Genomic DNA, 24,505 nt, shown 5'->3' with positions numbered 1-24,505 from the left:
AGCGCTAGAGAATGCCATAGTAAACAGGGCCATGGGCGATGAATATGCATTGCTCATGGCCTTTTTGTGTTTTTTTGAACAGAGAGGTTGTGAGGCGTGCATGTGGTACCGGGCACATTCTCACGGCTGTTTATCTCGTATGCGACTCTGGTGCTTGTCTACTCTTTAGCTCTCGTGCTCCGGGGACACGATGGATGCCTCACACACTTCTTATCTTTCAAGAGGAGAATGTCTTCATGTCACAATCCCTGTCCATCGAGCCTGTGAATCGATGGAAACAGCGTTTTCGCGCTCCCACACTATCCTGGTCCCAGGTCGCGGCGCATGCACCCGACCGGGGTCTCATCGCGAGCAACCTTTCAGGGAGCTATCAGCTCCACTCTTGGGATGTATCAACGGGTGAGCTCAGGCAAGTCAGCTATGCTCCAAAGGGGGTGTTCATTGGACGCCTCTCCGGTGATGGCCGCTTCATCTACTACTTACAGGATGAGGATGGTGATGAAATGGGGCGTTTTGTACGTGTGCCTTTTACAGGAGGCAAGCCACAGGAGCTTACGCCTGAACTTCCTCCCTACTTCGCCGACCCCTATCTCAGTCCAACTGGGACTGTGCTGGGCTTCCTGGTTGGCGAACCAGAAGGGGTAGATCTCTATGTTGTGCCGCTTGGCCCCAATGACGAAGTTGGCGCGCCACGCCGGGTCTTTCATAATCCAGTGCCTGGACTGTTGGGGAGAAGGTTGCTGGCTCTTTCCAGTGCGGGGACGACTGCGATCATGATCTCAAAGCCACACAATCCTTCTACCTATGGGGGGTTGCTGGCTATCGATCTGACGACGGGCAGGTGCATTGACCAGTTGCAGGCGGAGCCAGGCACCGCTGTTGCATTGGGGGATTACTCTCCAGTATTGGGTGATGAACGCCTGTGGGCAACGATCCAGCATGGCGATACGCAGCAGCACCTCATCTGGAATCCACGCACCGGTGAGCGTCTCTCGCTCGATCTGAGTGGTTTAATGGGCGCGTCTCCCTACTCCTGGTCACCAGATGGCACACGCCTGCTTTTATGGCAAGAAGATCAGGGCCACAAACGCTTTGCCATCTTTACCCTTGCTAAGCAGAGTATCCAGGTCTTGAGCGAGTTGCATGGGACGTATTGGAGTAGCTACTTTGGCAACACTGGCGAGATCTATACGCACTGGGGGATGATACTGGATGGGAGTGTAGTCGGTCCAGAAATTGTGCCTTTGGACGCGATTTCTGGCACACAACGGCATCCTCTTGTTGCCTTTGATCCGGTTGCATCTGGACATCCCTGGCAGTCGGTGTCGTTTTCCTCGTCTGATGGGCAACAGGTACAAGCCTGGCTCATTACGCCTGAGAGTGAGGGACCCTATCCAACCATCATTGATTTGCATGGAGGACCACATATGCGGCGTGTGGTTGATCCGGCCCCCGATCTGCAGATGTGGGTGGATCATGGCTTCGCGGTCCTCTCCGTCAATTACCGGGGATCAACTGGCTTTGGCAAGGCCATTGAGCAGTGTATTGTGGGCAATGCCGGTCATTGGGAGGTCGAAGACATTGTTGCGGCTCGCTCCTGGCTTGTTACTGAGGGACTGGCTCGCCCGGAGGCTGTGATGCTGACCGGCTGGTCGTATGGTGGCTATTTGACCCTGCTTGCGCTTGGCAAATATCCTGACCTCTGGGCTGCTGGCATGGCAGGTATCGCCATTGCTGATTGGAACCTCCTTTACGAAGATACCCACGAGGCATTAAAAGTATCGCTACCCATCCGGCTGCTGGGGGGGACACCCGAGGAGAAACCAGCACAATACCGGATCAGCTCGCCCATCACCTATGCTGAACAGGTAAAGGCGCCTGTACTGATCATCCAGGGTCGTCATGATCGTGGTTGCCCGCCTCGGCAGATGGAGCAGTATGTAGCTCGCCTGCAAGCGCTGGGCAAGCGGATTGAAATCGACTGGTTCGACTCTGGTCACGGCTCGCTCCACGTTGAGGAGGAGATTAGCCTGTACGAGCGGATGCTGACATTCGCGCTCACTGCTCTCAAGGCGAAGTAACACTGCCTCATGGGAAATATTGAACCAGAGCGGCAAAGGTGACTTTGCCGCTCTGGTTCAATAGAAATATGTCTTTTTTTTGCCAGATAAAGGATCTTGGACACTTTCGGTGTGCCTACTTGCTTTACCCAAGAACGCTTTGTGATAGAATAACAGTTGTAAAATACTTTTGAGCCATCTGGAGGCATTTCTATAGATCCATCCTTTTCCCCTGTTTTTGCCTTTCCGTCAACGCTAGGCATTGATACTATCGAACTACATGAGCAGACAGTGATCATCTACCTTCATGCCACCTCGCCAACGTCTCCTTGCCCACGTTGCGGAACGCCTGGCTCTCGTGTCCACAGCCGCTATCAGCGTACCGTTGCCGATGTCGCCTTTGGTGGAAGGCGCCTGATGCTCAAGCTCCTCGTGCGCAAATGGGTGTGTCGAGTATCTTCGTGTCCCCAACGTATCTTTGCTGAGCGCTTTCTCGGATTCGTCCAGCGTTACGCACGCATGACGGAGCGGTTGAATGAAGCACTCCAATCGGTCGGAGTGACGACCAATGGCGCCGACGCTGCACGGATCTTATCGAGGCTTGGTATGCCTACGACTGCCAAGACCATCATTCGTCGCGTTCTGCAACTTCCCCTGCCCAGTGAAGGCTCCGTCCGCAAGATTGGGATAGATGAATGGGCGTGGAAGAAAGGTCACCGCTACGCAACCATCTTGGTAGACCTCGAACAGCGACGCGTGGTGCAGTTGCTATCGGATCGTTCGGTAGAGACAAGCAAAGCGTGGCTACGCATGCATCCCGAGATCGAGATCATCTCACGCGATCGTGGAAAACTCTTCCGCGAAGCAGCGATGGGTGGTGCTCCTCAAGCCCAACAAGTCGTTGATCGCTTTCATTTACAGAAGAACTTTGCAGAAGCTTTGGAGAAGTTCTTTCGTCACAAAACGCGTGTGCTCAAAACGGCAGCGCGAAGCTTGGCAGGAACAGCTCACCCTTCTCCCAAGACCAAGGTTCCCCAAAAAGCGGAACGGGAGCGTCGCGGGCGTCATCGCCAACGTGTCGCTGTCCACAAGCGCGTCTGGAAGCTGTTTCGAGAGGGATACCACAAAGAGCGGATAGCGCAGTTGGTTGGGATCAGTAGTCGCAGCGTCTATCGTATCCTGCAACAGCAAGACGCGCCGCCCCCGCGCCGACGGTCTCGCTCCCATTCCGTTGTTGATCCGTATCTTTCTTACCTCACGGAGCGATGGAACCAGGGATGCCACTCTGGAGGTCAGCTGTATGAGGAAATCCGTGCTCAGGGATATCCTGGCTCGAGGCGAACGCTTGAGAGGCAGCTTCACGCGTTTCGCCCTCATGGATCGCACGTGGTCACAAAACACGTTATCACCTTGGGGAAAGCCCCTTCCGCTCGAGGCACTGCTCTGATGATCGTTCGGCCTGCGCAAAACCGCACGAAAGAGCAAACGGCCTATCTTGCGCAACTCATCCAGAGCGACTCCACGGCCACTCTGGCCATCGCACTGGCGCAGGATTTTGGGCAGCTGGTGCGCCAGCGTGAAGGGAAGCTTCGTTTGGAGCAATGGCAATCCGCTGTGCGGGCCAGTGGGATCGCAGAACTGATTGAGTTTGTTGATGGGCTGGCCGATGATGCGGAGGCTGTGGTCAATGGATGTACCCAGTGCTGGAGCAATGGCCTAGTTGAAGGGTTCGTGAATAAAGTGAAAGCGATCAAACGCAGTTCGTATGGACAAGCAGGGTTTCCATTGCTTCAACGCCGTGTGCTACTCCATCCCGCTCAAACATCTCACATGCAACGAGCTCAATCTCCCAAACCTGACCGTGACTCTGTTGACAGAGAGGGGCCCTGTTCATCGCGAGAAACAAGGAAGCGGCTCCCAAAACACGATGACCGAAGGAGGACATATGAAAGCCACTCACTATCGTACCCTGATACTGTTATGTAACCAACTGGAAGGTGAGCGCGTCATGATGCGCTCCTATCGCGCCAGTGACGCACGGGCACTCTACGAAGCAGTCGAGGAATCGCGCGAACACCTGCGCCCTTGGCTGCCGTTCGCCGACGAGACGTTTGAGGAGGCCAGTGATTGGGTGATTCGCCAGCAGGCTGCTTGGCTGTTGCGCGAAAACCTGAGTCTGGGTATCTGGGAGCAATCCAGCGGGCACTTCCTCGGGAGTGCTGGGCTCATTCCCAGCAACTGGCAGATCGGCTATTTTGGGATCGGCTACTGGTTGCGTGCTTCCGCTGAAGGGCACGGCTATATGTCCGAGGCTGTAAGCCTGCTGGTCGATTACGCTTTCAGTGAGTTAGGTGCAGAGCGCTTGGAGATTCAGTGCGATGAACGCAATGAGCGTAGCGCTGCCGTTGCTCGCCGTCTGGGCTTTAAGCGAGAGGGCTGCCGGCGCAACGACTTCTGTGCCAGTGATGGCTCGCTGCGCAATACTCTGATCTTCGGTTTGCTTCCCACAGACAGATCATAGCTTGCTTGATCTGATAGCCCGTGAGAGTACCGCCGGCTCTTTCGCTACCACCATCTTTGCGGTCCCAGCAGCAAGAGAGCCTGGTGCGTACTCACCTTCGCACAAGCCAACGAACACATACTAGATGCTCCGGTTCGCATATGTCATCTAAATACTTCATATTGCAGCAAGCAGGCACACTGAATGTGTCCAAGAGCCCAGATAAAATGGCGCATCATTTAAAATATGTAAATCCCAACATTAAACTGGCGAGATTTGTATATTTATCCTGGTGGATCTCACGATCTTTATCTGCACAGCAACCACCTTCACCAGAAGAATAGTTGGGAAATGACCAGTTTAATATTGGGATTTACAGCCAAGAGCGCTTAACAGGCGATGAGCATAATCCAGATTTATTTGTGAAACTCTATAATCAGAGTGTTTCATCATGAGGTTCTGTTCCTGCGGCAGTTCTTCTTGCTGACTTCCCAAAGCGGTTGATTGCTCTCCATGAGAGGGTAGCCAGACCGCGAAGGGCGGGACTGCGCTCCCACAAAAAGAGGAGCGGCCAGGCCGGCCGCTCCTCGTGCAATGAAACTCATTCCACGGCTAGTGACCCGTATAACCGATGATATCGCTGGCGCCAGTCCCGCCCTTGAAGGTGAAGTAGAGGGGCCGTTCGGCTACAATCGGCCCACCGAAGGACTGCACATCCATCGAGACTGTGTAGCCTGCTGAGCTGGGATAGACTGCGACAATCGGATTGACGATGCTGTTGATCAGCACACTCGTCCGGCTGTGGGCCGGCAGAGTCAGCTCTTTCTGGATAATGGTGTTATCCGCGAAGATCGTGATCGCTGCCACCACCGGGGTGCTGTTCGGGTTCTGCAAGGTCAGCCAGTCGTTGAAGTTGGTGCCCGTCTGTCCCTCGGCGAAACTGTAGACGCTCTGGCTGGCTGGTCCGACCAGCTTGGTATACAAAATCGCTTCCCACGTTTTCCGATACGCTGGCCTTCGTTCGTCAGCATTTATGGCCAGTGACACTTTCTTACCTGTCGCCTGCCCAACCCGACATCATCTAAATCCCTCGGGCTCTTCTCGAGCGCTTCATCCAGACGCTCGCTTTTGCAGCCTAATATGGATAAAGTCTAGCTTAATGAAGACATCAGGAAACCTGGCACCCCTAAGAAAATCCGTACGTGTCTTGCCTTCGGGCAGCCTCACCGTGTTCACATCGACAGAGAAAGGGCCATCATGAATCAGGAGTGAGCGGAGCGCGCGCTGTCATCATGTGCAACGGAGCCCGCTCACCTGGCTTTTCCCTTCCTGTCCTTGCTTTCCCGTGATGCGGCACCTCTCCTCCGTTACAGAAATTCGCGTTCGGTTAAATCTGTATTCACGCCTGCAGCGGCCCAACTTCCCCCGGCAGCTGCGATGATGAGTTGATGCAGGACAGCCATCAAGGCATCACCAGCGGCATACACCCCTGGAACCGTCGTTCTCCCAAAGGGGTCCGTGACGATTCCTCCCATGGCATTCATCTGGCAACCGAGTTCTTCGCCAAAAGGCGAAGCCTGAAGCAACTGGGAGGCGACAAAACCGCCGCGACGCGCTCTCTCTCCCTGCGTGGCAAACACAACCCGCTCAAGCTGCCCCCGCTTTCCAATAAGGGCAGTAATCCGATCTTCAACGACCTGAATCTCTTTCTTCTGGAACGCAGATGAACACATGCAAAGAGCATCCCAATTCCGCCCAGTTGCTCAAAACGGGTTAAACTGGTCTATTGACCCTTAAGTTGGTGCGTATGAGAAGATGTCTGGAGCCCGAAGTAGCTCCCGACCTGCTCACTTCAGAATGTACTGCTGGTCATGCATACGCGCATGTACGCGCACAACGACAAAACAGTGGTCCAATTTCAGCCCCATAAATGCCGCTCGGAAGTATACACCTTGATTTTTTCGTCTCCTCATATTAAAATATGAGCATAGTCATTATATGAGTGCGGTCATTTTTTTTGTAGGAAAGAGAATGGGACAACCATAGATATGGCAGGACAGAATTTACGCGAACAAAATAAGCAACGAAATTTTGAGCGGATTTTACAAGTGGCAAAACAATTGTTTGAGTTGAAAGGGTACGAAGCAACAACCACGCGTGAAATTGCTGAGACTGCACAGATCGCTACTGGCACATTGTTTTTGTATGCGAGGGATAAAGCCGAACTGTTGCTTTTCACTTATGGCGAGGCGATCAGCGAGATCACAACCAGCGTGTTTGCTTCCCTTCCCAAAGACTTACCGTTATTAGATGCTCTGATGTATATCTTCACGCCATTTTTTCAATTTTATGCACAACATCCAGAAAACGCTCGTTTTTTCTTGAAGGAGCTCCTGTTTTATTCTGGTGAGCATAAGGGGCGGCAGTCGTTTCATTTACAGACGGAGCATTTCATCAAACAACTTGCGCAGTTCGTGCGACATGCACAGGAGCGCGGTGAGATTCGCCCGGATGTTGATTCACGCCAGGCTGCCTCAAGTTTTTTTGCCATGTATTTTGCTACCCTGACTACGTGGCTGGGAGGTTTTTTTCTCTTGAATACGGCGTCGGTTGATCAATTGCGAGCGGTATTCGAATTGCAGATCAAGGGCATGCTTCCTCCTGATTCGACTTCGGAAATATGAACTGGGTAATATTTTCTGATCAATCTTGAATAAGAGCTTATCCGAAAACTGTGGTTGGTACAATGAAAAGAAAACCAAGCGAGGTGAAACAAGCATATGGCTCGAACCCATCCATGGAAAGTCAGCGATGAATTGTGGGAACACGTCTGTCCTCTGATTCCTGTTCGCCTTCCTCACCCCAAGGGAGGACGACCAGCCGCCGATGATCGAGCGATGTTTGAAGCCATCGTCTATATTCTGCGAACGGGCATTCAATGGAATGCCTTGCCCCGTGAAATGGGTGCCAGTTCTACCGTCTATGACCGGTTCCGTCAATGGGAAGCGGAAGCGCGTCTTCGCTCGCCTGTGGAAAGCAGGTCTGCACCTCTACGACGAGTTGCAAGGCATTGGCTGGGACTGGCAGAGCCTGGATAGCTCGACGAGCAAAGCCCCTTTTGCCCAAGCCGCTGTCGGACCCGCTCCCACCGATCGCGGCAAGCAGGGAACCCGCGCGGAGCATTCTCTGTGATCGCCGAGGTCTGCCCTTGGCATTGGTCATTGATGGGGCCAATCGCCATGATATGAAACTGGTCGCTGCGACGTTGGAGCATCACGCGATTGCACGCCCTGAACCCACCATTGAGCATCCCCAGCATCTGTGCCTGGATGCTGGCTATGACTATGATGTCATCTACAGCCTGCTCTATGAGGAGGGGTATGAGCCGCATATTCGCCTTAATCGCCATAACCATGCGTGGTATTGGCAAGCGCTTTCGCAACAAGGAGAGACCCAGGAGCCTGCCAACGCTCTGGAAACGACCAAAGTCCCCAGGCGCTGGGTGGTCGAGCGCCTTTTCTCCTGGCTCAATCGCTGGCGTCGAATCATCATTCGTTGGGAAAAGCTGGACCGCACCTATGATGCCTTCCTGCGTTTGGCCTGTGCTCTCATGTGTTTCCATCATTGTGAACGTCTCTCAGTTTTCGGATAAGTTCTAAGAAAGAAAATAGTGAAAAATGCGTATTGTGATAATGACATCGGGAACGCGTGGTGATGTGCAGCCTTATATAGCGCTGGGTCTGGGCTTACACCGGGCTGGCTATCACGTTTGCGTGCTTACGCACGACATCTTCAAACCAATGGTCATGCAGTACGGTCTCGAATTTGCGCCATTGACGGGTAATCCACGTGAGATGGTCGAAAAGGTGAGTACTCAGTCCTCGCCTGGGTCAGAGGAGAACGCACTGCGCTTTACACGTAGCCTGGCTGAGGTAAGTAAGAGTAACCAGGTTGCGCTCGCGAAAGATGCACAACATACACTGACTGGCGCACATTTGCTGCTGTATTCACCGCTTTGCTTTGCGGGCTCTTATGCGGCAGAAGCACTGGATATTCCCGCTATCTTTGCACCACTTCAGCCAGTACTTCCAACGAGAGCGTTTCCTTATCCAATGAGCTTTTCTCGTTCATTGGGTGGTATTGGGAATCGACTGACGCATACATTCGTCAATGTAAGCATATGGCAGATGATGCGCTCGGTGATGCAGCCCATACGCCGTGACCTTGGACTGAAACCGCTTCCCGCGAGCGGATCTATCTCCTGGCTGTACAGACATCGCCAGCCCATAATGCCGGGCTATAGTTCTCTCGTCGTACCCAGGCCCGCTGACTGGCCGGACTGGGTACAGGTTGCCGGCTACTGGTTCCTGGATGCGCCCCAGAACTGGCAACCGCCTGCTTCTCTGCTTGATTTTCTGGCAGCCGGGGAGCCTCCTGTCTATATTGGTTTTGGAAGTATGGTGAATCGTAAGGCAGAAGAGACCACCTATCTGATTGTGAAGGCTCTGGAACGCTCGAAGCAACGTGGCATCATCGCCACCGGCTGGGGAGGTCTCAGCAATGCTGATCTACCTGATACCATCTTCAAGCTCGATGAAGCGCCCCATGATTGGCTCTTCCCGCGTATGGCGGCCGTTATCCATCATGCAGGCGCAGGCACCACTGCGGCCGGGTTGCGTGCGGGTGTTCCAAGCATTTTGTTGCCCTTTCTCGCCGATCAGCCCTTCTGGACAGAACGTGTACGCCTTTTAGGGGTTAGCCCACAACCTATCCCGCGCAATTCTCTTACTGCCGAGAAGCTGGCTCAGGCGATCATGACCACCATCTCTGACCAGGCTATGCGCACCAGAGCAGCGGAACTGGGGAGGCATATTCGAGCAGAAGATGGTGTGGGGAAAGCCGTCCAGGTCGTGCAAAAGGTGCTAGCATCACACATATGAGTCGCCTCTCGATTTTCAAAGGAATGGAATATTGTAAATTTGATAATTAAATGGGCGAGCAAGCAGCCAATGCAAAGCAGCCAGCAGAGCCGAAAGAGAGAACTCACAGCAACGCTCAAAATTTCTCCTCCACACCAATGCACGTTTTGCCGCCCATGGAATTAGCAAGATTTCGCCCACAGAGTGGGTCTTCCGCGGGTTTGGTGAAAGCTCTTCACTAGGACAAGAGCGAGGTTCTGGTTCTCTGCTCAAAGAGCCCAGGTTTTTGTTCAATAAGCTCATCCTTCACCAAAGGAGCGGAAGACCCACAGAGTTCCAAAATTTACAAATATGAGCAGCTTTTACCTGAAGGTATTGTCAACTTAAGCAAAATTGTAGAGATTAAACAAAAGAAACAGACCCCAAAGTGGGGATGGCGCCCTTTTTCTGACCGTGTTTTCTAGAGAATCTTGGAGAATGTGGCATCGATGTGGTGAAAACTCATTAACAAATTTTTTTAAGTTGACAATACCCTCAGGAACTCAACCAGGGAAGCGCGAGCTTTCTCAATCAGTCAAGCCGGGTGGAAGATGTAGCCTTTCCCTGGTCTGTTCAACAGTTCACGAGAGCAAGTGTATGCTTGCTCTGGCCCTTTGTCGAATGGGCTTGATTTGATATTACCGTAAAAGGAAGTTACAGATGAATCAGGGGATTGCCTTGCATGAATGAGAACTTTGCTGGCTGCTTGAGCACATGCACTACACCGTGGATGGGCTGACAGAACAGCAACTGCACTGGCGCCCTGCTCAGACTCAGGCCAATAGCTCAGCAGCAATTATCAACCACATTCTCGCCAGTATGCGCGCCTGCATCCTGTGGCCCTGAAAATACGCAGGGTTGGTGGCGCGTAAACAACGATATGATCCACTAAATGTCTTTTGTCGCAACCACTTTTCTATTCAATCAGTCCAAGATTCGTAAGGAGGGAGCCTACCATGCCACTTTCTTTTCAGCATTCTTGTTCTGCCCCGATAGGTATACGCCAGAGTGAGGTAGAAGCAAAGCTTCAGTCACTGCTTGCTCGTGCCATTGCCTGGGCGCAACGTCACCAACATCCCATTATTGCGAGCCTATCTTTTCCTCTTGACCAGTTTGCACCATTTCATCTCTTCGCGGTGTTACAGCACCTTGAGCTCTCGCATCGTTTCTTCTGGTTGCATGGGCAGGAGTGCCTCATAGGAGCAGGTACTTCCCTCGTTCTGGAAGCGCAAGGTGCCGATGTGCATAGGATCTTGAAGCAAAAATGGGAGGCAGCCCGCGAGCAGGTAGTGGCTCTTGGAGATGAACAGGTAACGGACGTCTTACCTACCTTCTTGGGGGGATTTCGCTTTGATCCGCAAGCGCGCCATACATCCTCTGCCTGGCGCCATTTTCCTGATGGTGCTTTGATTTTGCCCCAGGTAGTATTTCGTTCAACACAAGGCGGCTGTTCCCTGACAATCAATCATTCCATTACCCCCGAAGATACTGTTCTCACTTGCGAGAGCGCCATTCACTTGGTGCTTGACCGCATTTTTCAGATAAGTGCATCCTTGGCTCAAGACGCTCTGTTTCGCTCTGGCATGGTCTCGAGGGACGTTGATACCTCTCAGGAAGAGCCCTGGAAACAACTGGTAAGCGACGCAGTACGGGCAATTCGACAAGGCACCATGTCGAAAGTGGTGTTGGCACGCAGTATGAGAGTCAATGCACGCTCGCAGTCCTCTTTTGATATTCCCTCTCTGGTCTATCGCCTTCACCAGCAAGCACCACTTTCCTATATTTTCGCAATGCAATTCCAGGAGACGGCGTTTGTAGGCGCAACACCAGAACAGCTCGTAGCAGCACAGGCAGGAAAGATACGGACGATGTCACTGGCCGGTTCTGCGCTGCGCGGTCAAACCGTCGAGACCGATGCTCGTATTGGTCAGGCGCTGCTAACCAGTAGGAAAGACCGAGAAGAGCATGCAATAGTGACTTGAGATTGCCCCGATTTGAAAGAGTCCCTAAAGCTGAGATATACTCGAAGCAGATCAGAAAGGGGCTTATCAATGGGAAAGAGCCAAAAGGTCTACACAAAAGAATTCAAAGAGGAAGCCGTGCGGCTGGCGCAAACATCAGGCAAGCCGATTGCACAAATAGCGCGCGAGCTGGGTATCTCCGACAGCGCGATTCATGGGTGGCGCAAGGAATTAGCAGAACATGGGAAAGAAGCATTTCCAGGCAAAGGGCATCAAACCACGCTTGAGGAAGAAAATCGTCGCTTGAAACGCGAAGTCGAAAGACTCCAGCAGGAGCGTGACATACTAAAAAAAGCAGTGAGCATCTTCTCACGGGAATCCAAATGAAACATCAATTTATTGAACAGCACAAGCATGAATTCTCCATTGTTATCATGTGCGATGTGCTCGGAATCTCGGAAAGCGGCTTTTATGCCTGGCGCAAACGTTCAGCCTGCCTGCGCGAACGAGAAGATGCTCATTTAACGCAGAAGATACGGCAGGTGTTTGTAACTCATCAAGGACGATATGGAAGCCCACGCATTTTGAGAGAGCTGCGTGACGAAGGGATCACCTGCTCACGCAAACGGATCGCCAGGCTCATGCGGCAGAAGAACCTTTCTGCCAGACGTAAACGGCGTCGAGTAGTGACCACAAAAAGAGATATGGCTCATCCAGTCGCTCCCAACCTTTTAAATCGGGAATTTCGTGCTGAAGCGCCAAACAAAAAATGGGTGAAGGATATCACGTATATCCCAACTCGACAAGGATGGCTCTATCTCGCGGCAGGGCTTGTGAATTATTGCTGAGCGACGCTCCTGGGAAGCAAGAAGCGAAAAGCAAGATGAGGATGAGAAGCAAAGTGGCGTCTGGTCGCAGCAATCTGAGAAGACCCTTGACGATGAATAAGGGTGATCGCCAAATTGCGGAACGTTGCCAGGATCTGAGGTGCCTGCCCAGAGCGCAAGCGAGAACGATCCTCACCAAAGGTCATATCGCGGACATAATGGGAGGAGTTCTCGATACTCCAGTGTCCCCGTACTAATGCAAGTAAGCGCTGGGGGCTGGCCTCAAGAGCAGTCAAAGGCGTGATGAGATAGACCACTTCGTGGCTGGTTTTTCCCGTTTTGCGAACCGTGACGGTTCGTGTCAGTTCGGCCACTTGCTCGATGAGTGGCCAGTCAGCCAGGTAGGAATTCATTTCGGTGCTCACACGGATAGAACGCTTTTCAATCCGTCCTCGATGCTGATCAAGCGTGGAGTCTTGCGCAAAAGAAGCATGTGGATCGGCGAAATAGGCGGTGAGATCTGCGTAGAGGGTCGGCTGATTGTTTTTGACGGTGAGAACGGTTTTGCCACCCAAGGCATCCACGCACCTCATGAAATCCTTCTGCGTGTGCAAAGCGTCTGCGGTGAAGACGCGTCCATCGACAGGCAAGCAGGGCAAGAGGGCCTGTGCGACTGGGATTTCATTCGTCTTCTCGGAAACGGCAACTTGCAGCAGTGTTTCCTGGCTGTGATGTGTGCGAAAGGAGAGCAGATGGGGAGCAGAATGTTTGTCCGATCTTCCCCCACGAACCGTCTTGCCATCTAAGGCAATGGGATCATCGAGGGTGGCTTGCAGAGTCCGACGTATCCAGTCCGCCAGGGCGCACTCGATCTGTTCGGCATCCAGGCGCGGGAGGAGTTTGCGGTAGAGTGAATCACTGGGGCACAGGAAGCGACGTGGTCCGAAGAGTCGGATGAGCAGAAGACGTTGATCACGACACCACTCTGCAACTGCCAGGGTCGAGTCACAATTGCAGAGGAAGCCCGCTACCAGGCAGGTCAGCACGTACGCCAATTCATAGCGCAATCCATGCTTGGAACGGGGATCTGGGATGGTGGCAAACACTTCGTACAAACTCAGCAATGGTTGCTTTTCCAATAACTGGTGGCGAGCATCACTCGTCAGTGAAGGCAAGGTCAGTGACAATGCAGTAGAATAAGACATCGGAGGCTCCTTCTTCTCGATAGATCGGTTTGGAATGTCTATCGTAGCAGATCTTGGAGTCTCCTGCTCTCAGCAATAATTCACAAGCCCTGTATCTCGCGGTCATTTTAGATCTGTATTCACGAATGGTTGTGGGATGGTCGATGTCGAGCAATTGCGATGAGAGATTAATAGAACAGGCACGCTAACCTTGCCCTTGCCCGCCGTCGCCCTAAAGCGGGGTTGCTGCATCACAGTGATAGAGGAAGTCAGTACACTTCAAGAGCGTATCAGGCGTGTTTAGAACAAGCTGGAATACAGTCAAGTATGTCACGTAAAGGAAATTGTTGGGACAATGCCGCGATGGAGAGTTTCTTTGGAACCTTAAAAGATGAATGTGTAGGGGAACGCATTTATTCATCACATGATGAAGCGCGATTAGCACTCTTTACCTACATGGAAGTCTATTATAATCGTGTTCGTCGGCATTCTACACTCGGATACGTAAGTCCACTGAATTATGAGCGGACGGGGAATTAAAAAACATAACGTAACGTTTGACGTAGTACAATTTTTATACTATAATAAAAACGTTAACGTCACGTTGCGTCAAAACATTTTTCACTCTCCTCACCTCAAACCTCTAGAGACTCTACGAAAACGGGGCAAGCTCATCTCGTTTTTCGATCAACGTGCATCATGTGGTCACAGACAGGTCTGGAGATACAGTTGTTTCCCCTCAGCACGTGCACTCGTGGCTAATTGACAAAGCTGCTGTATCAACGCTGAAAGGCTCTCTGTGTCATCCTTGCCCACTGGTCGCCCATCAAACGCTGCCCATTGTCTTGCCCACTGCGTTGCCACAGGGAGCACTTGTTCAGCGGGAAAGGTGGCTAAACCTTCTACGAAAACCGGATCGAAGCGTTCAATCCATAAATCGAAGTCCATAAGATCTCCCTCATTGAACTCATCAGGAAAACGGAACTCTTCTTCTAATGCTCCTTTCACTAACACAAGAAAATGAGGTCGTATCTCTTTCAGCTTGAGTTCCTGGGAGTTTCCAACAACAAGCTGGGCTAGTATCTCAACCTTGAATGAATCCACATTGTTCATTTCGAGCGTAGGAAACAGGTCTCGTAGGAGTTGCCCTCGACGCAAATCATTCACGTCTTCAGGGGTTGCGATAAAAAAGTCTGTTAATACACCCATCCTGCCTTCCTTTCCAGCATATCTTCTCGCGCCTATGGCAAAGATGTTTCACAAAAGCTCCAATGGTTTCAGTTGACGGCATACGCAATTCTTGTGTTAAAAGTCAGGTGTCCACACCTACTATCCTTGCTCCTTTGAACCATCTCTTCGCTCTCAAGTTGAATCTCCACAGAATATGCCATATCTCTTTTCTAAGGTCAAGTTATTTTTGTGGTTTCCCTTAGAGATGGCTCTCCAATCTCGCGAGGTGCGCCCCGGACTGATCCATCATTGCGACCAGGGGGTGCAGTATGCCAACACAGCCTATGTGCATCGTCTCTTCGAGGTCGGAGCCTGCGTGAGCATGGCTGCCACGGGGAATCCGTATCAGAATGCTCAGGCCGAGAGCTTCATGAAGACCCTTAAAACTGAGGAAGTCTACGTGAATGATTACCAAACCCTGGAAGAAGCCTCAGACAATATCGGGGACTTCTTGCAGGTGGTCTACAACCAGCGGCAGCTTCATTCCAGCCTGGGATATCGGCCCCCTGACGAGTTTGAGCTTTTGTGTGCTCAGGGTCTCCTTGAGTGATCTCTCTACTGGAGTGGTTTCTCGGGTCCAGTCCAAAGACATTATCGGTGATCCTCCATCCCCCATGGATGGTACAACAAACTGATCCAGGGAAGAAAGCTGTAAGCAAGCGACGGAGAATCCATGGAGACCAACGAAGCAGGGAGGGAAAGAGCGTTCATCCCTTGCAAACATACCATACCATATGGTATGGTATGAGGAAGAGAAACGTGTTGAGCAAAGGGAGGAATCGGTCATGGCGCAACTCAGCAGACGCAGATGGCTCGAGGAAGGACTCGCCCTGCTTGAAGAGGCAGGAGCCGAAGCGCTCACCATTGAGTCCTTGACCAGTCGACTTGGGGTGACCAAAGGGTCCTTTTACCACCACTTCGCCAATTCCCAGGACTTTAAGCAGCGGTTGCTGGAGTTTTGGGAAGAAGAGGGAACACTTCGTATTATCCAATGGGCAGAACAGGAGGATTCACCACCAGAAAAGCTGGCACGGGTGATACGAGCGAGCTTACATCCTCCTCGGCTCGATGTGGCTCTGCGCGCCTGGGCCTTACAAGATGAACAGGTGCGCGTTCACCAACAGCGCATCGATCAGCAGCGGTTGGCGTATCTGGAAGCGGTGGTCTTTGCCACCAGGGCCGATCATCTGTACGCAAAGTCTCTTGCCAGAGTCCTCTACAGTCTCTACGTGGGCAGCCAGCATATCATTCCCCCCATTGAGGGCGAGGATCTGGGCGCTTTATATCAGCTTGTCCAACAGTGGTTTGCAAAGGAGAGTCAGCAATGTTTGTCGTGATCTATACTCATGGCCCGGCCTGGCAGACTGGGAAGACGGTGTCTGAGCAACCCTTTTATCGTGAACATGGCAGGTATATGAAACAGTTTTTTATGGCCAGGAAGCTGCTTTTGGGCGGTCCTTTTCTGGACAATCAGGGTGGTCTGGGCATTCTCGATGTCGCGAGCGAAGCGCAGGCGCGGGAGATCGTCGTACACGATCCCGCGGTGTTGGAGCGGGTTTTTGAACCGCACCTGCATCTCTGGCATGCCTACTTTAATCAGTATCAAGCGCAAAGTGCTCCATCAGGAAAGAGCCCATCGGGCGAGAGGGAGGTCTTGCAATGACGAACCCAACACAGGCTCTCGAACGCTTCGTTCGTCCGAAGACAATCCTGCTCACGAGCTATCGCCGCAACGGCACCTCGGTGGGTACGCCGGTGCATATCGTCGTCAACGGGGAGCACGCCTTCGTCCGTACGTGGGACAAAACATGGAAGTTCAGGCGCATCCGCAACAACCCCGTGGTCGAGATCGCCCCGGCGACCTGGCGCGGTCAGCCCACCGGTCCTGCGAGCCATGCCCACGCTCGGGTGCTGGATGGGAGTGAGGCGCTCCATGCTGCTCACGCCCTTGCCCGCAAGTATCCTGTGCTGCATGGTTTCCTTATTCCGCTTGTCCACCGGCTGAGAGGCTATCGGACCGTGCATATCGAGCTGACGCCCAATTGACCACTCGACCCAGGCAGCGCCTGCCATATGCTGGTTGATTCTGCTCTAGGAGCCTCAATTTTTACCAGACTCTGAGACAAGGAGGACTCTTTCGTCGTATGGTCCTTTTTCCAGCCATGATCGAGCACAGGGCCACCTTTTAGAACTGAACGGATGGGATACAAGCAATATTTAAGAGCATCAGTTGGCTTACGAAGCATCTCTGCAGGCTTATGAGAGATCTCCATCAATTCTGAGCACGTTGGCGAATCCCACAATCCCAGTTGGAGTCAGTCCAAATATTCAAAGGAGATACCACATGTTTCTGTTCCTCAAGGAGGAATTTCATGTCCTACCTTTTTAAAGATACAGAGAAAGCGGCCCACAGATTACGTCTCCTTGCCGATGTGTTTGCCTTCTCAAGCCGTCCCTTCCTGCAAACCGTGGTTGACACAGCACCAGAGATGGTTATCGATCTGGGATGTGGACCGGGGCATACCACGCGCCTTCTGGCAGAGGTCACGCAGTGTAGCCAGGCCATTGGGCTCGATAGTTCCGAGCACTTTCTTTCCCTGGCAAGGATGATTGCACCTGCGCATCTCTCGTTTGTTCATCATGACGTGACCCAGACTCCCTTTCCCACTGGACCATGCGATCTCATCTTCTGCCGTCTGCTCCTGACCCACCTCCAGGAGCCGCTATCTGTGCTTGAGCGCTGGGGGACGCAACTGCGGCCACAGGGATTATTACTGGTGGAAGAAGTCGAGTGGATTCGGACAGAACACCCGCTCTTGCGCCACTATCTGGAGATCCAGGCTGCCCTGCTCAGACAGCAAGCAAACGAACTCTACATCGGTCCGAGGCTTCAGCAACACCAGGTAAATGATGGACTCGAACGCCGCCTGAGTCACGTCTATCATGTGCCTGTTTCCACAGCGCAGGCAGCAACCATGTTTTCTATGAATCTTCCATCGTGGAAGCACCATCCTTTCATCCAGCAACAGTATGGGGGTAGTATCGATCAAATAGAACAGGATTTACACGCACTGGCGAACGATGCCATTGGTGAAGGCGAGATCGTATGGGGCATGCGTCAACTTGCCTATGAACGCAAGTAACAGGTGATATGAAGAGACCTAACCAGAAGGAGGAAACAGCTATGTTGGAAGATCATTCCACACCCATCATTACCGATGAATATATAGTGCAGATGCACGCTCGCGCCAAGCCTTATAGCCTGATGATTCTCAAGGCTGGGGAAGCTCGCCACCAGGATGGTGCCGAAAAAATCCTCTGGGAACACGCACGCGAAATTCATGCTCTGCGTGTTCAAGGGCTCCTCTCAATTGTGTGCCCGGTGAGCGATGGCAGTGAACTAGAAGGTATCGGTATCTTTAACGCTTCTGTCGAAGAAGTCAAAACCATCATGGACGAGCATCCTGGTGTCAATGCTGGCATTTTTGTCTATGAAATTCATCCGTGTCGAGGTTTCCCCGGAGACAGCCTGCCAGAGGAGCGAGCAACCTGAGCCATATAATGCCAGGTCGGTTGGCTGAGGCCAGGCTCAGAAGTATTTTTGGCCGCTTCTCGTAGGAATGGACCGGATTCCATCACGCACGATGAAATGGGCTTTGCCAGGATGAGACGCCACTTCGCTAGACAACCATCCATTTGGCAAAGAAATGATGGCAAATTCTGCTGCATGGCACAATTCTCTGACGCAATCAGATTTCCTTGCTTCGGTTGTCTTTGGCTGCTAAAGGCGAATGGAGACATACTGGATGAGGACAGGTGACTCCCTGTTATAAGCCAAATAATTGTACCATTTTTGCACCATATAGTGGAAAGGAAAAGAGCCATGAAACATGCATCGAGCTATCAACAGACGAGCGGGAAGGGCAGTTCCGCGCTGTGGGAAAAGCCAGCCATGATCTCCACCCTGCGGGTGATGCAGGGAGTGCTTGCCCTCTTCTTTCTGTACGGCGGCCTCCTCAAACTGGTCCCGCCGGACTCTTTGCCAGGGGCAGCACTGCTAGCATGGCTCCTCGCCCCACTGCCAAAGCCGTTGGTCTCCTTCACCGGCATCACTGAGATGCTCGGGGGACTTGGCCTAATCTTGCCTATGTCCCTGCGCATCCTCCCCATTCTGACACCACTAGCCGCCATTGGACTGCTCATTGAAATGATTGGCGCGATGATCTTCATACCATTCTTCTATGGCTTTGCGCCGACGGCGATCCCAGTGGTGACGGGGCTTCTCCTGGCTTTCGTCGGCTATGGCTGCTGGGTACGCCTGTTGACGGATTCATCTGATGGCCGACGAAATTTTCGGGACGGAAGCTTACGATAAGAGTGCTCAGGCGGCTGGGACACCTACGATCATGGGTAATCCATAGCCTGATGCAAGCCAACTCTTGAGCTTGACGGCGCATCAGGAAGGCCGCTCTGAGGCTCCATGCAATCTGGTGTTTCGCATTGGTAGGCCATTTCTCATCAAACGAACGATTTTGACATAGACAGTTGAGCTTTTTCTCAGGAGTCCTGATCTTTCTTTTATGATAAAAAGAGCAGAGTGTTTGAGGTGTTTAATGATCAGGGTTTAACCGGATTTGGTATCATTCGCAAACGCGCATTCTTGTGCGTATCTCCGTCTCGGCGCGCAAGAAACGAAAAGGCTCGCTCCTTGATTCTACGTCTAGATGCGCAAGATGGTAAATGACATCCGAAGTGAGCAGGTTTTGCCCTCCGACGTTAGCACTTGCCCTCCCATATGAGCACTGGCACAAAACTACTTGGGCAAACCGCTTCACATCTAGGGTATCAGCAAAAAGAGTGTAAATAGGCCCTCGAGTATGAATGGACCGGATTACAACGCTAAGCGCTTAGCGTTGTAATCCGGTCCATTCATACTCGAGGGCCTTTACTTGCCAGCTTCTTTGCGGGGGTAGGGAGTGCGCGATGGAGCGATCAGCAGCTGCTCGAGATGATGACGAACGTCCAAGATCGAGGTGGGAACTGGTGCGGGCCGGGCTCGGGGAGCCCGGGGGTCTGAGCGGAAGGAGCCTTTCTCGGTGGAGGGAGTTGGCGGCGCAGGCGCGGACTGTGTGGAAGGGATGGGCTCGTCGCACGTCCGGGAGTCCTGGGCCTGCACCGAACCGGGGGTGCCCCAGCGCTGTGGTTTCAGGCGCCACTGGGGGGATTGCCCATTCGCATTTCTCCAGCGGTGGGGTTATTGGGCGCCGTCCGAGCCGCCCGCGTCGTGGCGATCGAGCGCTGCTCGGATCTGGCTGAGCCACTCTGCGCCCAGTTGGCGCCCGTTCGGGAGTTGGTCGTCTCGATCCCAGCGCCACGTTGCGATCATCGCGAGCACGAGGATCCGACAATCGCGAAGCAGGTCTTGATTGGCTGCCGGGTAGTACTCACTGACTTCTTGGGGCGCATGCGCGATGTCGAACTCGACAGGTCCGCGGCAGCATGTCTCGAGGTCTACAAAGAGCAGCCCTCTCTTCGTCCTGAGCAAGTTGCCCGGATGCGGCTCGCCGTGCAGCAACTGCTCACCGGCGCCACGCCCTTCGACGGCGCGCCTCAGGTTTCGCAAAGTCTTGCTGAGAAGCTCCCGCTCTGTGTCAGGAAGCTCCGGAGTGTGGGCGCGGTTGCCAACCAGCGACTGCGCCTGGGCGATTCGATCCGTGAAGTGCGGCGCAGTCACATCGATCTGCCGCATGCCGGCATGCAGCCGCTCCAGAACCTGCGCATACTCGGATGGTGCGATGTCACGAGACGGCACAGGCTCGTAGTATTTCCACAGCGTGACCGCGAAGTCGCCACGCACGTAGACGCGCGGCTCCACGCGAGGCTCAGGCTCAGCCACCGGACTATCGGTTTGGGCGAGCCGCCGAGCGACCTCAACCTCGAACTTGGCGCCCGCCTGATGCGCTACATAGGCTACCCGAGCAAGAACGTCACAAGGCAGTAGGCGCACAGCGATGCGATTCGAGTCGTGAACAACAACTGCGTCATCGACCCTCAGGCCAAGCGCTGATGCCGTGGACATACCCGCCGCCACCGCACGCGGAACTTCTGATGTCTTCATCGTTGCCCTCCGTTACCACTAGTGGCCAGTGGTGCATAGCTCTGGTTATGAAGGAGCGTTCCAATCCATAAAGTGAGGACAGTCATAAAAAGAATGTCACCGATGAACGAGATAGTGCTTCCTACCCACAATACTGTGTAGCTGCGATTAATGAGAAGAAAGCGCTGGCGGAAAAGTGCCAGACACTTTTGACAACGATGAAGCATATCAATCCTTTCGCGCACGCAAATGGTAGAGGTAATTCAGGTCTGAATACCTGTGTAGGGAAGGATGCGCAGTGCGGAAAAGATATGCTGTGTTACCGGAGAAGGGAAAAAACGGGTAAGAGTATCGGAGCAGAAAGATAAGTCATACCATCACGGTCTCAGATGGTTATGCCTCTCTCGCATGGTAGTCTCTTCTCTCACTCTTCTCTCGCTATTGCGCCCCATGCAGCGCGTTTGCAGCGGGAGAATGAGCGATGACGTTGACAACAGATGTCTGTTGGAGGAGTACACTCTGCTTCATGATATTTCCTTGCTCTTCGATCTCTTGATAGTGTGCCTGGATAGAGACTACCATGCGAAGTTGCTCTGTGTCAAGTGCTGATCATCGCCTTCCAAGGTGGGGCATAGACTTCATTGCCAAAAATTTCTCGGTTGTGTGAACAGGCGGAACTACTTAAACAAGAGCTTTTTTGAGTCTGCACTAGGAATGCTTGGGGCGATGGCCTGCAGTAACGCTTCCCACTGTGGACGCCATGCCCCCTTTTGATGGGCTGGCATCACGTACCAGGCTACTGGGATGGCACAGCCTCGATATTGCACGCTGATTGCCAGGACCGTGAAGCGACTTGATAATGTGGTCGCATCCAGTGCCAGGGCGAGCTGATGCTCTTGCGAGGCCCAGCAACTCACAATCCAGCCCAGTAATGGCGCAAAACAAGCTTCCAGATCCAGTTCCGCTCGCTTCCTGCCCGCTTTATCCTTGGCGTCATAACACCATTCTCGCAGCCGTTGCCGCAGGGTGTTTTTGGGACAGGCAAGCACTTTGGCAAGGAAACTGACAATGGTGGTGATCCCACTGGATTTGCTCAAGACCATGCCATAACTCCATAAGGCCAAAACGGCTGCCTGTGGACGACTCAGATGGGGCATATGCCCGCTGATTTCTCTTTGCCAATATGCTATGGTCTCTGTATGGGACATGGTTCTCCTCCTGAGAGAATGAAGTTGTTGAAGGGTTCTTCATCCTATCAGAGAGCCACGTCCCTTCGCTTGTTCAGCTTAAAAACCTACCCGTGAAAGACCCCCCACCCTGACTGGTAGGCATTCTCAGGCAGTTCAGACTTGTTCTCAAGCGCAAGGGAGGGAAACATTTTGTCCTGAATTTGATGAGTTCTTTTTGGCCGGCTCACAGGGACTTGACAATTTCCTTGTTGTGCTTCAACACCTAATTGCAGCGCTCAAGCTCCACGAAAACGGGTCAAGGTCAATTTGCGCAAACGAGTGGAAAATTGATTGCGCAAGTGGCCCGTGACTTGGGTATCTCAGACACGTCTATCCATCGGTGGCTTGCTAGAAGGCTCCAGCGCTGTTCGATGTGCTCAAGCCGGTAGGACTATCATAGCCCTCGCCTGTTGTGCAGAGATACGGCACCAGTGGCAGGTTCCGTTACTGTCACTGGTGCTGCCGTTCAGGTTACCAGAGCCGCATGGCCCCTCCTTATCGAACATGGAAGGTCGCTTTACCCAGCACCTGCCGACTTTGCAGCGCGGGCAGTGCCAGAGCCAGTTCACTCCAATCACGCTCCAGGCCAAGTGGTACTGTCAGTTTGCCTGCCTCCACAAGAGCCACCAGTTGGGCAAGGTCTGTACTCAAGGATGTTGAGGTGCCAGGATTGAACGAGAAGAAGGTTTGCAGACGCACCCCTTCATGCCCAAACAGGTTGTACAGGTTGAAGGGAGTATCCTCTCCCGAAGAGTTGCCGAACACGACAACCGTTCCATGAGGGGCCACCAGGCCGAGAGCGGCAGTCAGAGAAGCGCCACCCACCGACTCTAAAATCAGGTCAAAGGGGCCTCTAGCCTGTTCTACCTGTGTCACTACATCGCTTGCCCCAAGTTCGCGTAAGCCAGTCGCGCGTTCAGGGCGCCCAACCACGCCTGTCACCTCCGCCCCACCCAGTGCGGCAATCTGAACAGCGAAATGGCCGACACCGCCAGCGGCCCCCGTAATCAGTACCCGCTTGCCTTCCAGAGGGTCGCTAAAACGGAGGATACGGAGTGCCGTATGGCCAGCCATTGGCAGAGCGGCGGCCTGTGCGAAGCTGATATTTTCTGGCAAGGTGGTCAGACGATCTGTCGCCACAGCGACACGCTGCGCCCATCCCTCTTGCTCTGCCATTCCTACCACACGCGTCCCGACATCCGGCCCACTGCCATCGGCGGCTCGCTGAACAACAATGCCTGCAATATCCTGGCCGGGTCGCCATCCTTCAGGACGCATAGCAAGCAAAGCCAGTTCTCCCCGGTTCAATGAAAAGGCTCGAACTTCCACTATCACTTCATTGGAAGCCGCCTTCGGCTCGGCCACCTCACGTATTTCAAGCGGCGCGACCCCTTTGGGCGTATTCACAATAGCAAACATAGGTTTTCCCTTCTCTTTTTTATTAAGTTCATGTTATCGATGATGGAGTCTTTTTCAACGGTATCGTTTCTCTTCACCGATGCTATGTGTACTATAACTGATAGCCTTCTAGCTTGTAAGAAGTAACTAAAAAGTGGTAGAGTAACTCTATGGTTACCAGCAACAAGAAGCAGCCACAATCAAATATCTTTTTAGCTACCTGCACCTCGCGGCAGGTGCTCCACCTCATTGCAGACCAGTGGACGGCCCTAGTCATTTATGCACTAGAAGGTGGCACAAAGCGCTTTAGCCAGTTACTCACGCAAATCGATGGTATCTCTAAAAAGATGCTTTCGCAGACGCTTCGTGACATGGAGCGCAATGGGCTGGTACAACGCGTGGTCTATCCAGTTGTCCCGCCTCGCGTGGAGTACTCTCTGACAACGCTGGGTCAGACATTAATTGAGCCAATCACCGCTTTACGCATTTGGGCAGAAGAGCATTTAGACGAGGTCAAAGAGGCTCGCGTTAAGCACGATCAAACTGAACATATCTCTGTTCAAGAGCAGGTAGCTTCGTTGGTGCAGCAGAGAGAGCAACACTAATGGCGATTTTCCCGTCGTGACGCTACAGACTCCCATCACCTCCAGAAATTTGCGCTGTTGGATCTCCCCGATACGTATTGGAGAAAGGTGAAGGCATCGCAGAGATGAGACACATACAAGAGGTACCCCACATGGATCTGCGGTTCACCATCGGAACCGGGTCCCACATGAGGTTCTCCGATGCCTAGGGTACGCACTTCGCTCCCCTGCTTATTGGATCAGAAAAATCATGGCTCAATCGGTACTCATGACGCATCGTTTGGGGGCAGGCTGATCGGTGGCTAGAGAAAAGGAGGGGGTATCATTATCAGCAGCGTCGGTCGCTTCCATGCAAGCTTCCCATGCGCTCGGTTAGACAACGGGTAGCCTCCTTGGTCGCTCGCACTCCCAGGAGGGTTTCAAGCTTCTAAGCAGCTTTCTCGAAGGGCATGAAGCATGCCAAATGGGTCAGGTGTT

Annotated in this window: 21 protein-coding genes and 4 pseudogenes; 18 read left to right on the top strand and 7 right to left on the bottom strand. The window is 52.9% G+C overall.

Annotated elements, in window-relative coordinates; translation table 11 throughout:
* Positions 1 to 236 precede the first annotated feature (236 nt).
* From KRAC_RS63495 to KRAC_RS80750, 4 genes and pseudogenes are all read left to right on the top strand, one after another.
* Positions 237 to 2,081 (top strand): S9 family peptidase, encoded by a 1,845-nt coding sequence (locus KRAC_RS63495; protein ID WP_007917447.1) that lies wholly within the window; start codon positions 237 to 239, stop codon positions 2,079 to 2,081.
* Positions 2,082 to 2,351: 270 nt separating this feature from the next.
* On the top strand, positions 2,352 to 4,046 hold the full coding sequence (locus KRAC_RS40720) for an ISL3 family transposase (protein WP_007917446.1): 1,695 nt from the start codon (positions 2,352 to 2,354) through the stop codon (positions 4,044 to 4,046).
* Complete coding sequence (locus KRAC_RS40715) at positions 4,006 to 4,581, top strand: GNAT family N-acetyltransferase (RefSeq protein WP_007917445.1); 576 nt, start codon at positions 4,006 to 4,008, stop codon at positions 4,579 to 4,581. The genes KRAC_RS40720 and KRAC_RS40715 overlap by 41 nt, the downstream gene beginning before the upstream one ends.
* 950 nt (positions 4,582 to 5,531) lie before the next feature.
* Positions 5,532 to 5,645: pseudogene (locus tag KRAC_RS80750) on the top strand (IS701 family transposase); the annotation flags it as partial.
* Between the two features lie 282 nt (positions 5,646 to 5,927).
* Here the strand turns inward: KRAC_RS80750 and KRAC_RS40705 are convergent.
* Complete coding sequence (locus tag KRAC_RS40705; RefSeq protein ID WP_244422455.1) at positions 5,928 to 6,293, bottom strand: FAD-dependent oxidoreductase; 366 nt, start codon at positions 6,291 to 6,293, stop codon at positions 5,928 to 5,930.
* A 315-nt stretch (positions 6,294 to 6,608) separates the two neighbouring features.
* On the opposite strand from KRAC_RS40705, the gene KRAC_RS63490 reads away from it, so the two are divergent.
* The 5 genes and pseudogenes from KRAC_RS63490 to KRAC_RS80070 all read left to right on the top strand — a co-directional run.
* Complete coding sequence (locus KRAC_RS63490) at positions 6,609 to 7,244, top strand: TetR/AcrR family transcriptional regulator (RefSeq protein ID WP_007917438.1); 636 nt, start codon at positions 6,609 to 6,611, stop codon at positions 7,242 to 7,244.
* A gap of 96 nt (positions 7,245 to 7,340) precedes the next feature.
* A pseudogene (locus KRAC_RS40695) lies at positions 7,341 to 8,212 on the top strand (IS5 family transposase).
* A gap of 25 nt (positions 8,213 to 8,237) precedes the next feature.
* Positions 8,238 to 9,500: a glycosyltransferase gene (locus KRAC_RS40690; RefSeq protein WP_007917437.1), complete on the top strand. Its 1,263-nt coding sequence runs from the start codon at positions 8,238 to 8,240 to the stop codon at positions 9,498 to 9,500.
* A 974-nt stretch (positions 9,501 to 10,474) separates the two neighbouring features.
* Entirely contained in the window at positions 10,475 to 11,500 is a 1,026-nt protein-coding gene (locus KRAC_RS40685; RefSeq protein WP_007917436.1) for a chorismate-binding protein, read from the top strand.
* Positions 11,501 to 11,569: 69 nt separating this feature from the next.
* Positions 11,570 to 12,321, top strand: a pseudogene (locus KRAC_RS80070) (IS3 family transposase); the annotation flags it as partial.
* On the opposite strand, the gene KRAC_RS40670 reads toward KRAC_RS80070, so the two are convergent.
* On the bottom strand, positions 12,318 to 13,511 hold the full coding sequence (locus KRAC_RS40670; protein ID WP_007912830.1) for an ISAs1 family transposase: 1,194 nt from the start codon (positions 13,509 to 13,511) through the stop codon (positions 12,318 to 12,320). The pseudogene KRAC_RS80070 and the gene KRAC_RS40670 overlap by 4 nt on opposite strands.
* Positions 13,512 to 13,600: 89 nt before the next feature.
* Between KRAC_RS40670 and KRAC_RS76965 the strand changes: the two are divergent.
* Positions 13,601 to 14,030, top strand: a pseudogene (locus tag KRAC_RS76965) (IS3 family transposase); the annotation flags it as partial.
* Positions 14,031 to 14,195: 165 nt separating this feature from the next.
* Here KRAC_RS76965 and KRAC_RS40665 read toward each other — a convergent pair.
* Complete coding sequence (locus KRAC_RS40665) at positions 14,196 to 14,699, bottom strand: hypothetical protein (RefSeq protein WP_007917435.1); 504 nt, start codon at positions 14,697 to 14,699, stop codon at positions 14,196 to 14,198.
* 226 nt (positions 14,700 to 14,925) lie between these two features.
* On the opposite strand from KRAC_RS40665, the gene KRAC_RS40660 reads away from it, so the two are divergent.
* From KRAC_RS40660 to KRAC_RS63485, 7 genes are all read left to right on the top strand, one after another.
* Entirely contained in the window at positions 14,926 to 15,270 is a 345-nt protein-coding gene (locus KRAC_RS40660) for an integrase core domain-containing protein (protein ID WP_157507630.1), read from the top strand.
* A 235-nt stretch (positions 15,271 to 15,505) separates the two neighbouring features.
* Complete coding sequence (locus KRAC_RS40655; protein WP_007913613.1) at positions 15,506 to 16,057, top strand: TetR/AcrR family transcriptional regulator; 552 nt, start codon at positions 15,506 to 15,508, stop codon at positions 16,055 to 16,057.
* Positions 16,045 to 16,383, top strand: a complete 339-nt coding sequence (locus KRAC_RS40650; RefSeq protein ID WP_007917434.1) for a YciI family protein — start codon at positions 16,045 to 16,047, stop codon at positions 16,381 to 16,383. Before KRAC_RS40655 ends, KRAC_RS40650 begins: the two co-directional genes overlap by 13 nt.
* The gene (locus KRAC_RS40645; RefSeq protein WP_007917433.1) at positions 16,380 to 16,766 is read left to right on the top strand and encodes a PPOX class F420-dependent oxidoreductase; all 387 of its coding nucleotides are present in this window, start codon (positions 16,380 to 16,382) and stop codon (positions 16,764 to 16,766) included. The genes KRAC_RS40650 and KRAC_RS40645 overlap by 4 nt, the downstream gene beginning before the upstream one ends.
* 326 nt (positions 16,767 to 17,092) lie before the next feature.
* Positions 17,093 to 17,863 (top strand): class I SAM-dependent methyltransferase, encoded by a 771-nt coding sequence (locus KRAC_RS40640; RefSeq protein WP_007917432.1) that lies wholly within the window; start codon positions 17,093 to 17,095, stop codon positions 17,861 to 17,863.
* Positions 17,864 to 17,904: 41 nt separating this feature from the next.
* Positions 17,905 to 18,273, top strand: a complete 369-nt coding sequence (locus KRAC_RS40635) for a hypothetical protein (RefSeq protein WP_007917431.1) — start codon at positions 17,905 to 17,907, stop codon at positions 18,271 to 18,273.
* 330 nt (positions 18,274 to 18,603) lie between these two features.
* Complete coding sequence (locus tag KRAC_RS63485; protein ID WP_007917430.1) at positions 18,604 to 19,095, top strand: DoxX family protein; 492 nt, start codon at positions 18,604 to 18,606, stop codon at positions 19,093 to 19,095.
* A gap of 879 nt (positions 19,096 to 19,974) precedes the next feature.
* Here the strand turns inward: KRAC_RS63485 and KRAC_RS40625 are convergent.
* From KRAC_RS40625 to KRAC_RS40615, 4 genes are all read right to left on the bottom strand, one after another.
* Entirely contained in the window at positions 19,975 to 20,838 is an 864-nt protein-coding gene (locus KRAC_RS40625) for a phosphotransferase family protein (protein WP_007917428.1), read from the bottom strand.
* A 417-nt stretch (positions 20,839 to 21,255) separates the two neighbouring features.
* Positions 21,256 to 21,399 carry a hypothetical protein gene (locus KRAC_RS72380; RefSeq protein ID WP_007917423.1) on the bottom strand — a complete coding sequence of 48 codons (144 nt, stop codon included), beginning with the start codon at positions 21,397 to 21,399 and terminating at the stop codon, positions 21,256 to 21,258.
* Between the two features lie 95 nt (positions 21,400 to 21,494).
* Positions 21,495 to 22,025 carry a hypothetical protein gene (locus KRAC_RS40620; protein ID WP_007917421.1) on the bottom strand — a complete coding sequence of 177 codons (531 nt, stop codon included), beginning with the start codon at positions 22,023 to 22,025 and terminating at the stop codon, positions 21,495 to 21,497.
* Between the two features lie 516 nt (positions 22,026 to 22,541).
* Complete coding sequence (locus KRAC_RS40615; RefSeq protein ID WP_007917420.1) at positions 22,542 to 23,465, bottom strand: zinc-binding dehydrogenase; 924 nt, start codon at positions 23,463 to 23,465, stop codon at positions 22,542 to 22,544.
* Positions 23,466 to 23,614: 149 nt separating this feature from the next.
* On the opposite strand from KRAC_RS40615, the gene KRAC_RS40610 reads away from it, so the two are divergent.
* Positions 23,615 to 24,049 carry a winged helix-turn-helix transcriptional regulator gene (locus tag KRAC_RS40610; RefSeq protein WP_007917419.1) on the top strand — a complete coding sequence of 145 codons (435 nt, stop codon included), beginning with the start codon at positions 23,615 to 23,617 and terminating at the stop codon, positions 24,047 to 24,049.
* Positions 24,050 to 24,505: the final 456 nt, after the last annotated feature.

This window comes from Ktedonobacter racemifer DSM 44963 (assembly GCF_000178855.1).
Taxonomy (GTDB): domain Bacteria; phylum Chloroflexota; class Ktedonobacteria; order Ktedonobacterales; family Ktedonobacteraceae; genus Ktedonobacter; species Ktedonobacter racemifer.
This window is presented reverse-complemented; position numbering and strand designations above follow the sequence as displayed.

Bases quoted from the DNA above. Each gene is read 5' to 3' on its own strand.
- KRAC_RS63495 (WP_007917447.1), top strand. From the start codon at position 237: ATGTCACAATCCCTGTCCATCGAGCCTGTGAATCGATGGAAACAGCGT.
- KRAC_RS40715 (WP_007917445.1), top strand. From the start codon at position 4,006: ATGAAAGCCACTCACTATCGTACCCTGATACTGTTATGTAACCAACTG.
- KRAC_RS40705 (WP_244422455.1), bottom strand. From the start codon at position 6,293: ATGTGTTCATCTGCGTTCCAGAAGAAAGAGATTCAGGTCGTTGAAGAT.
- KRAC_RS63490 (WP_007917438.1), top strand. From the start codon at position 6,609: ATGGCAGGACAGAATTTACGCGAACAAAATAAGCAACGAAATTTTGAG.
- KRAC_RS40690 (WP_007917437.1), top strand. From the start codon at position 8,238: ATGCGTATTGTGATAATGACATCGGGAACGCGTGGTGATGTGCAGCCT.
- KRAC_RS40685 (WP_007917436.1), top strand. From the start codon at position 10,475: ATGCCACTTTCTTTTCAGCATTCTTGTTCTGCCCCGATAGGTATACGC.
- KRAC_RS40670 (WP_007912830.1), bottom strand. From the start codon at position 13,511: ATGTCTTATTCTACTGCATTGTCACTGACCTTGCCTTCACTGACGAGT.
- KRAC_RS40665 (WP_007917435.1), bottom strand. From the start codon at position 14,699: ATGGGTGTATTAACAGACTTTTTTATCGCAACCCCTGAAGACGTGAAT.
- KRAC_RS40660 (WP_157507630.1), top strand. From the start codon at position 14,926: ATGGCTCTCCAATCTCGCGAGGTGCGCCCCGGACTGATCCATCATTGC.
- KRAC_RS40655 (WP_007913613.1), top strand. From the start codon at position 15,506: ATGGCGCAACTCAGCAGACGCAGATGGCTCGAGGAAGGACTCGCCCTG.
- KRAC_RS40650 (WP_007917434.1), top strand. From the start codon at position 16,045: ATGTTTGTCGTGATCTATACTCATGGCCCGGCCTGGCAGACTGGGAAG.
- KRAC_RS40645 (WP_007917433.1), top strand. From the start codon at position 16,380: ATGACGAACCCAACACAGGCTCTCGAACGCTTCGTTCGTCCGAAGACA.
- KRAC_RS40640 (WP_007917432.1), top strand. From the start codon at position 17,093: ATGTCCTACCTTTTTAAAGATACAGAGAAAGCGGCCCACAGATTACGT.
- KRAC_RS40635 (WP_007917431.1), top strand. From the start codon at position 17,905: ATGTTGGAAGATCATTCCACACCCATCATTACCGATGAATATATAGTG.
- KRAC_RS63485 (WP_007917430.1), top strand. From the start codon at position 18,604: ATGAAACATGCATCGAGCTATCAACAGACGAGCGGGAAGGGCAGTTCC.
- KRAC_RS40625 (WP_007917428.1), bottom strand. From the start codon at position 20,838: ATGAAGACATCAGAAGTTCCGCGTGCGGTGGCGGCGGGTATGTCCACG.
- KRAC_RS72380 (WP_007917423.1), bottom strand. From the start codon at position 21,399: ATGGTAGTCTCTATCCAGGCACACTATCAAGAGATCGAAGAGCAAGGA.
- KRAC_RS40620 (WP_007917421.1), bottom strand. From the start codon at position 22,025: ATGTCCCATACAGAGACCATAGCATATTGGCAAAGAGAAATCAGCGGG.
- KRAC_RS40615 (WP_007917420.1), bottom strand. From the start codon at position 23,465: ATGTTTGCTATTGTGAATACGCCCAAAGGGGTCGCGCCGCTTGAAATA.
- KRAC_RS40610 (WP_007917419.1), top strand. From the start codon at position 23,615: ATGGTTACCAGCAACAAGAAGCAGCCACAATCAAATATCTTTTTAGCT.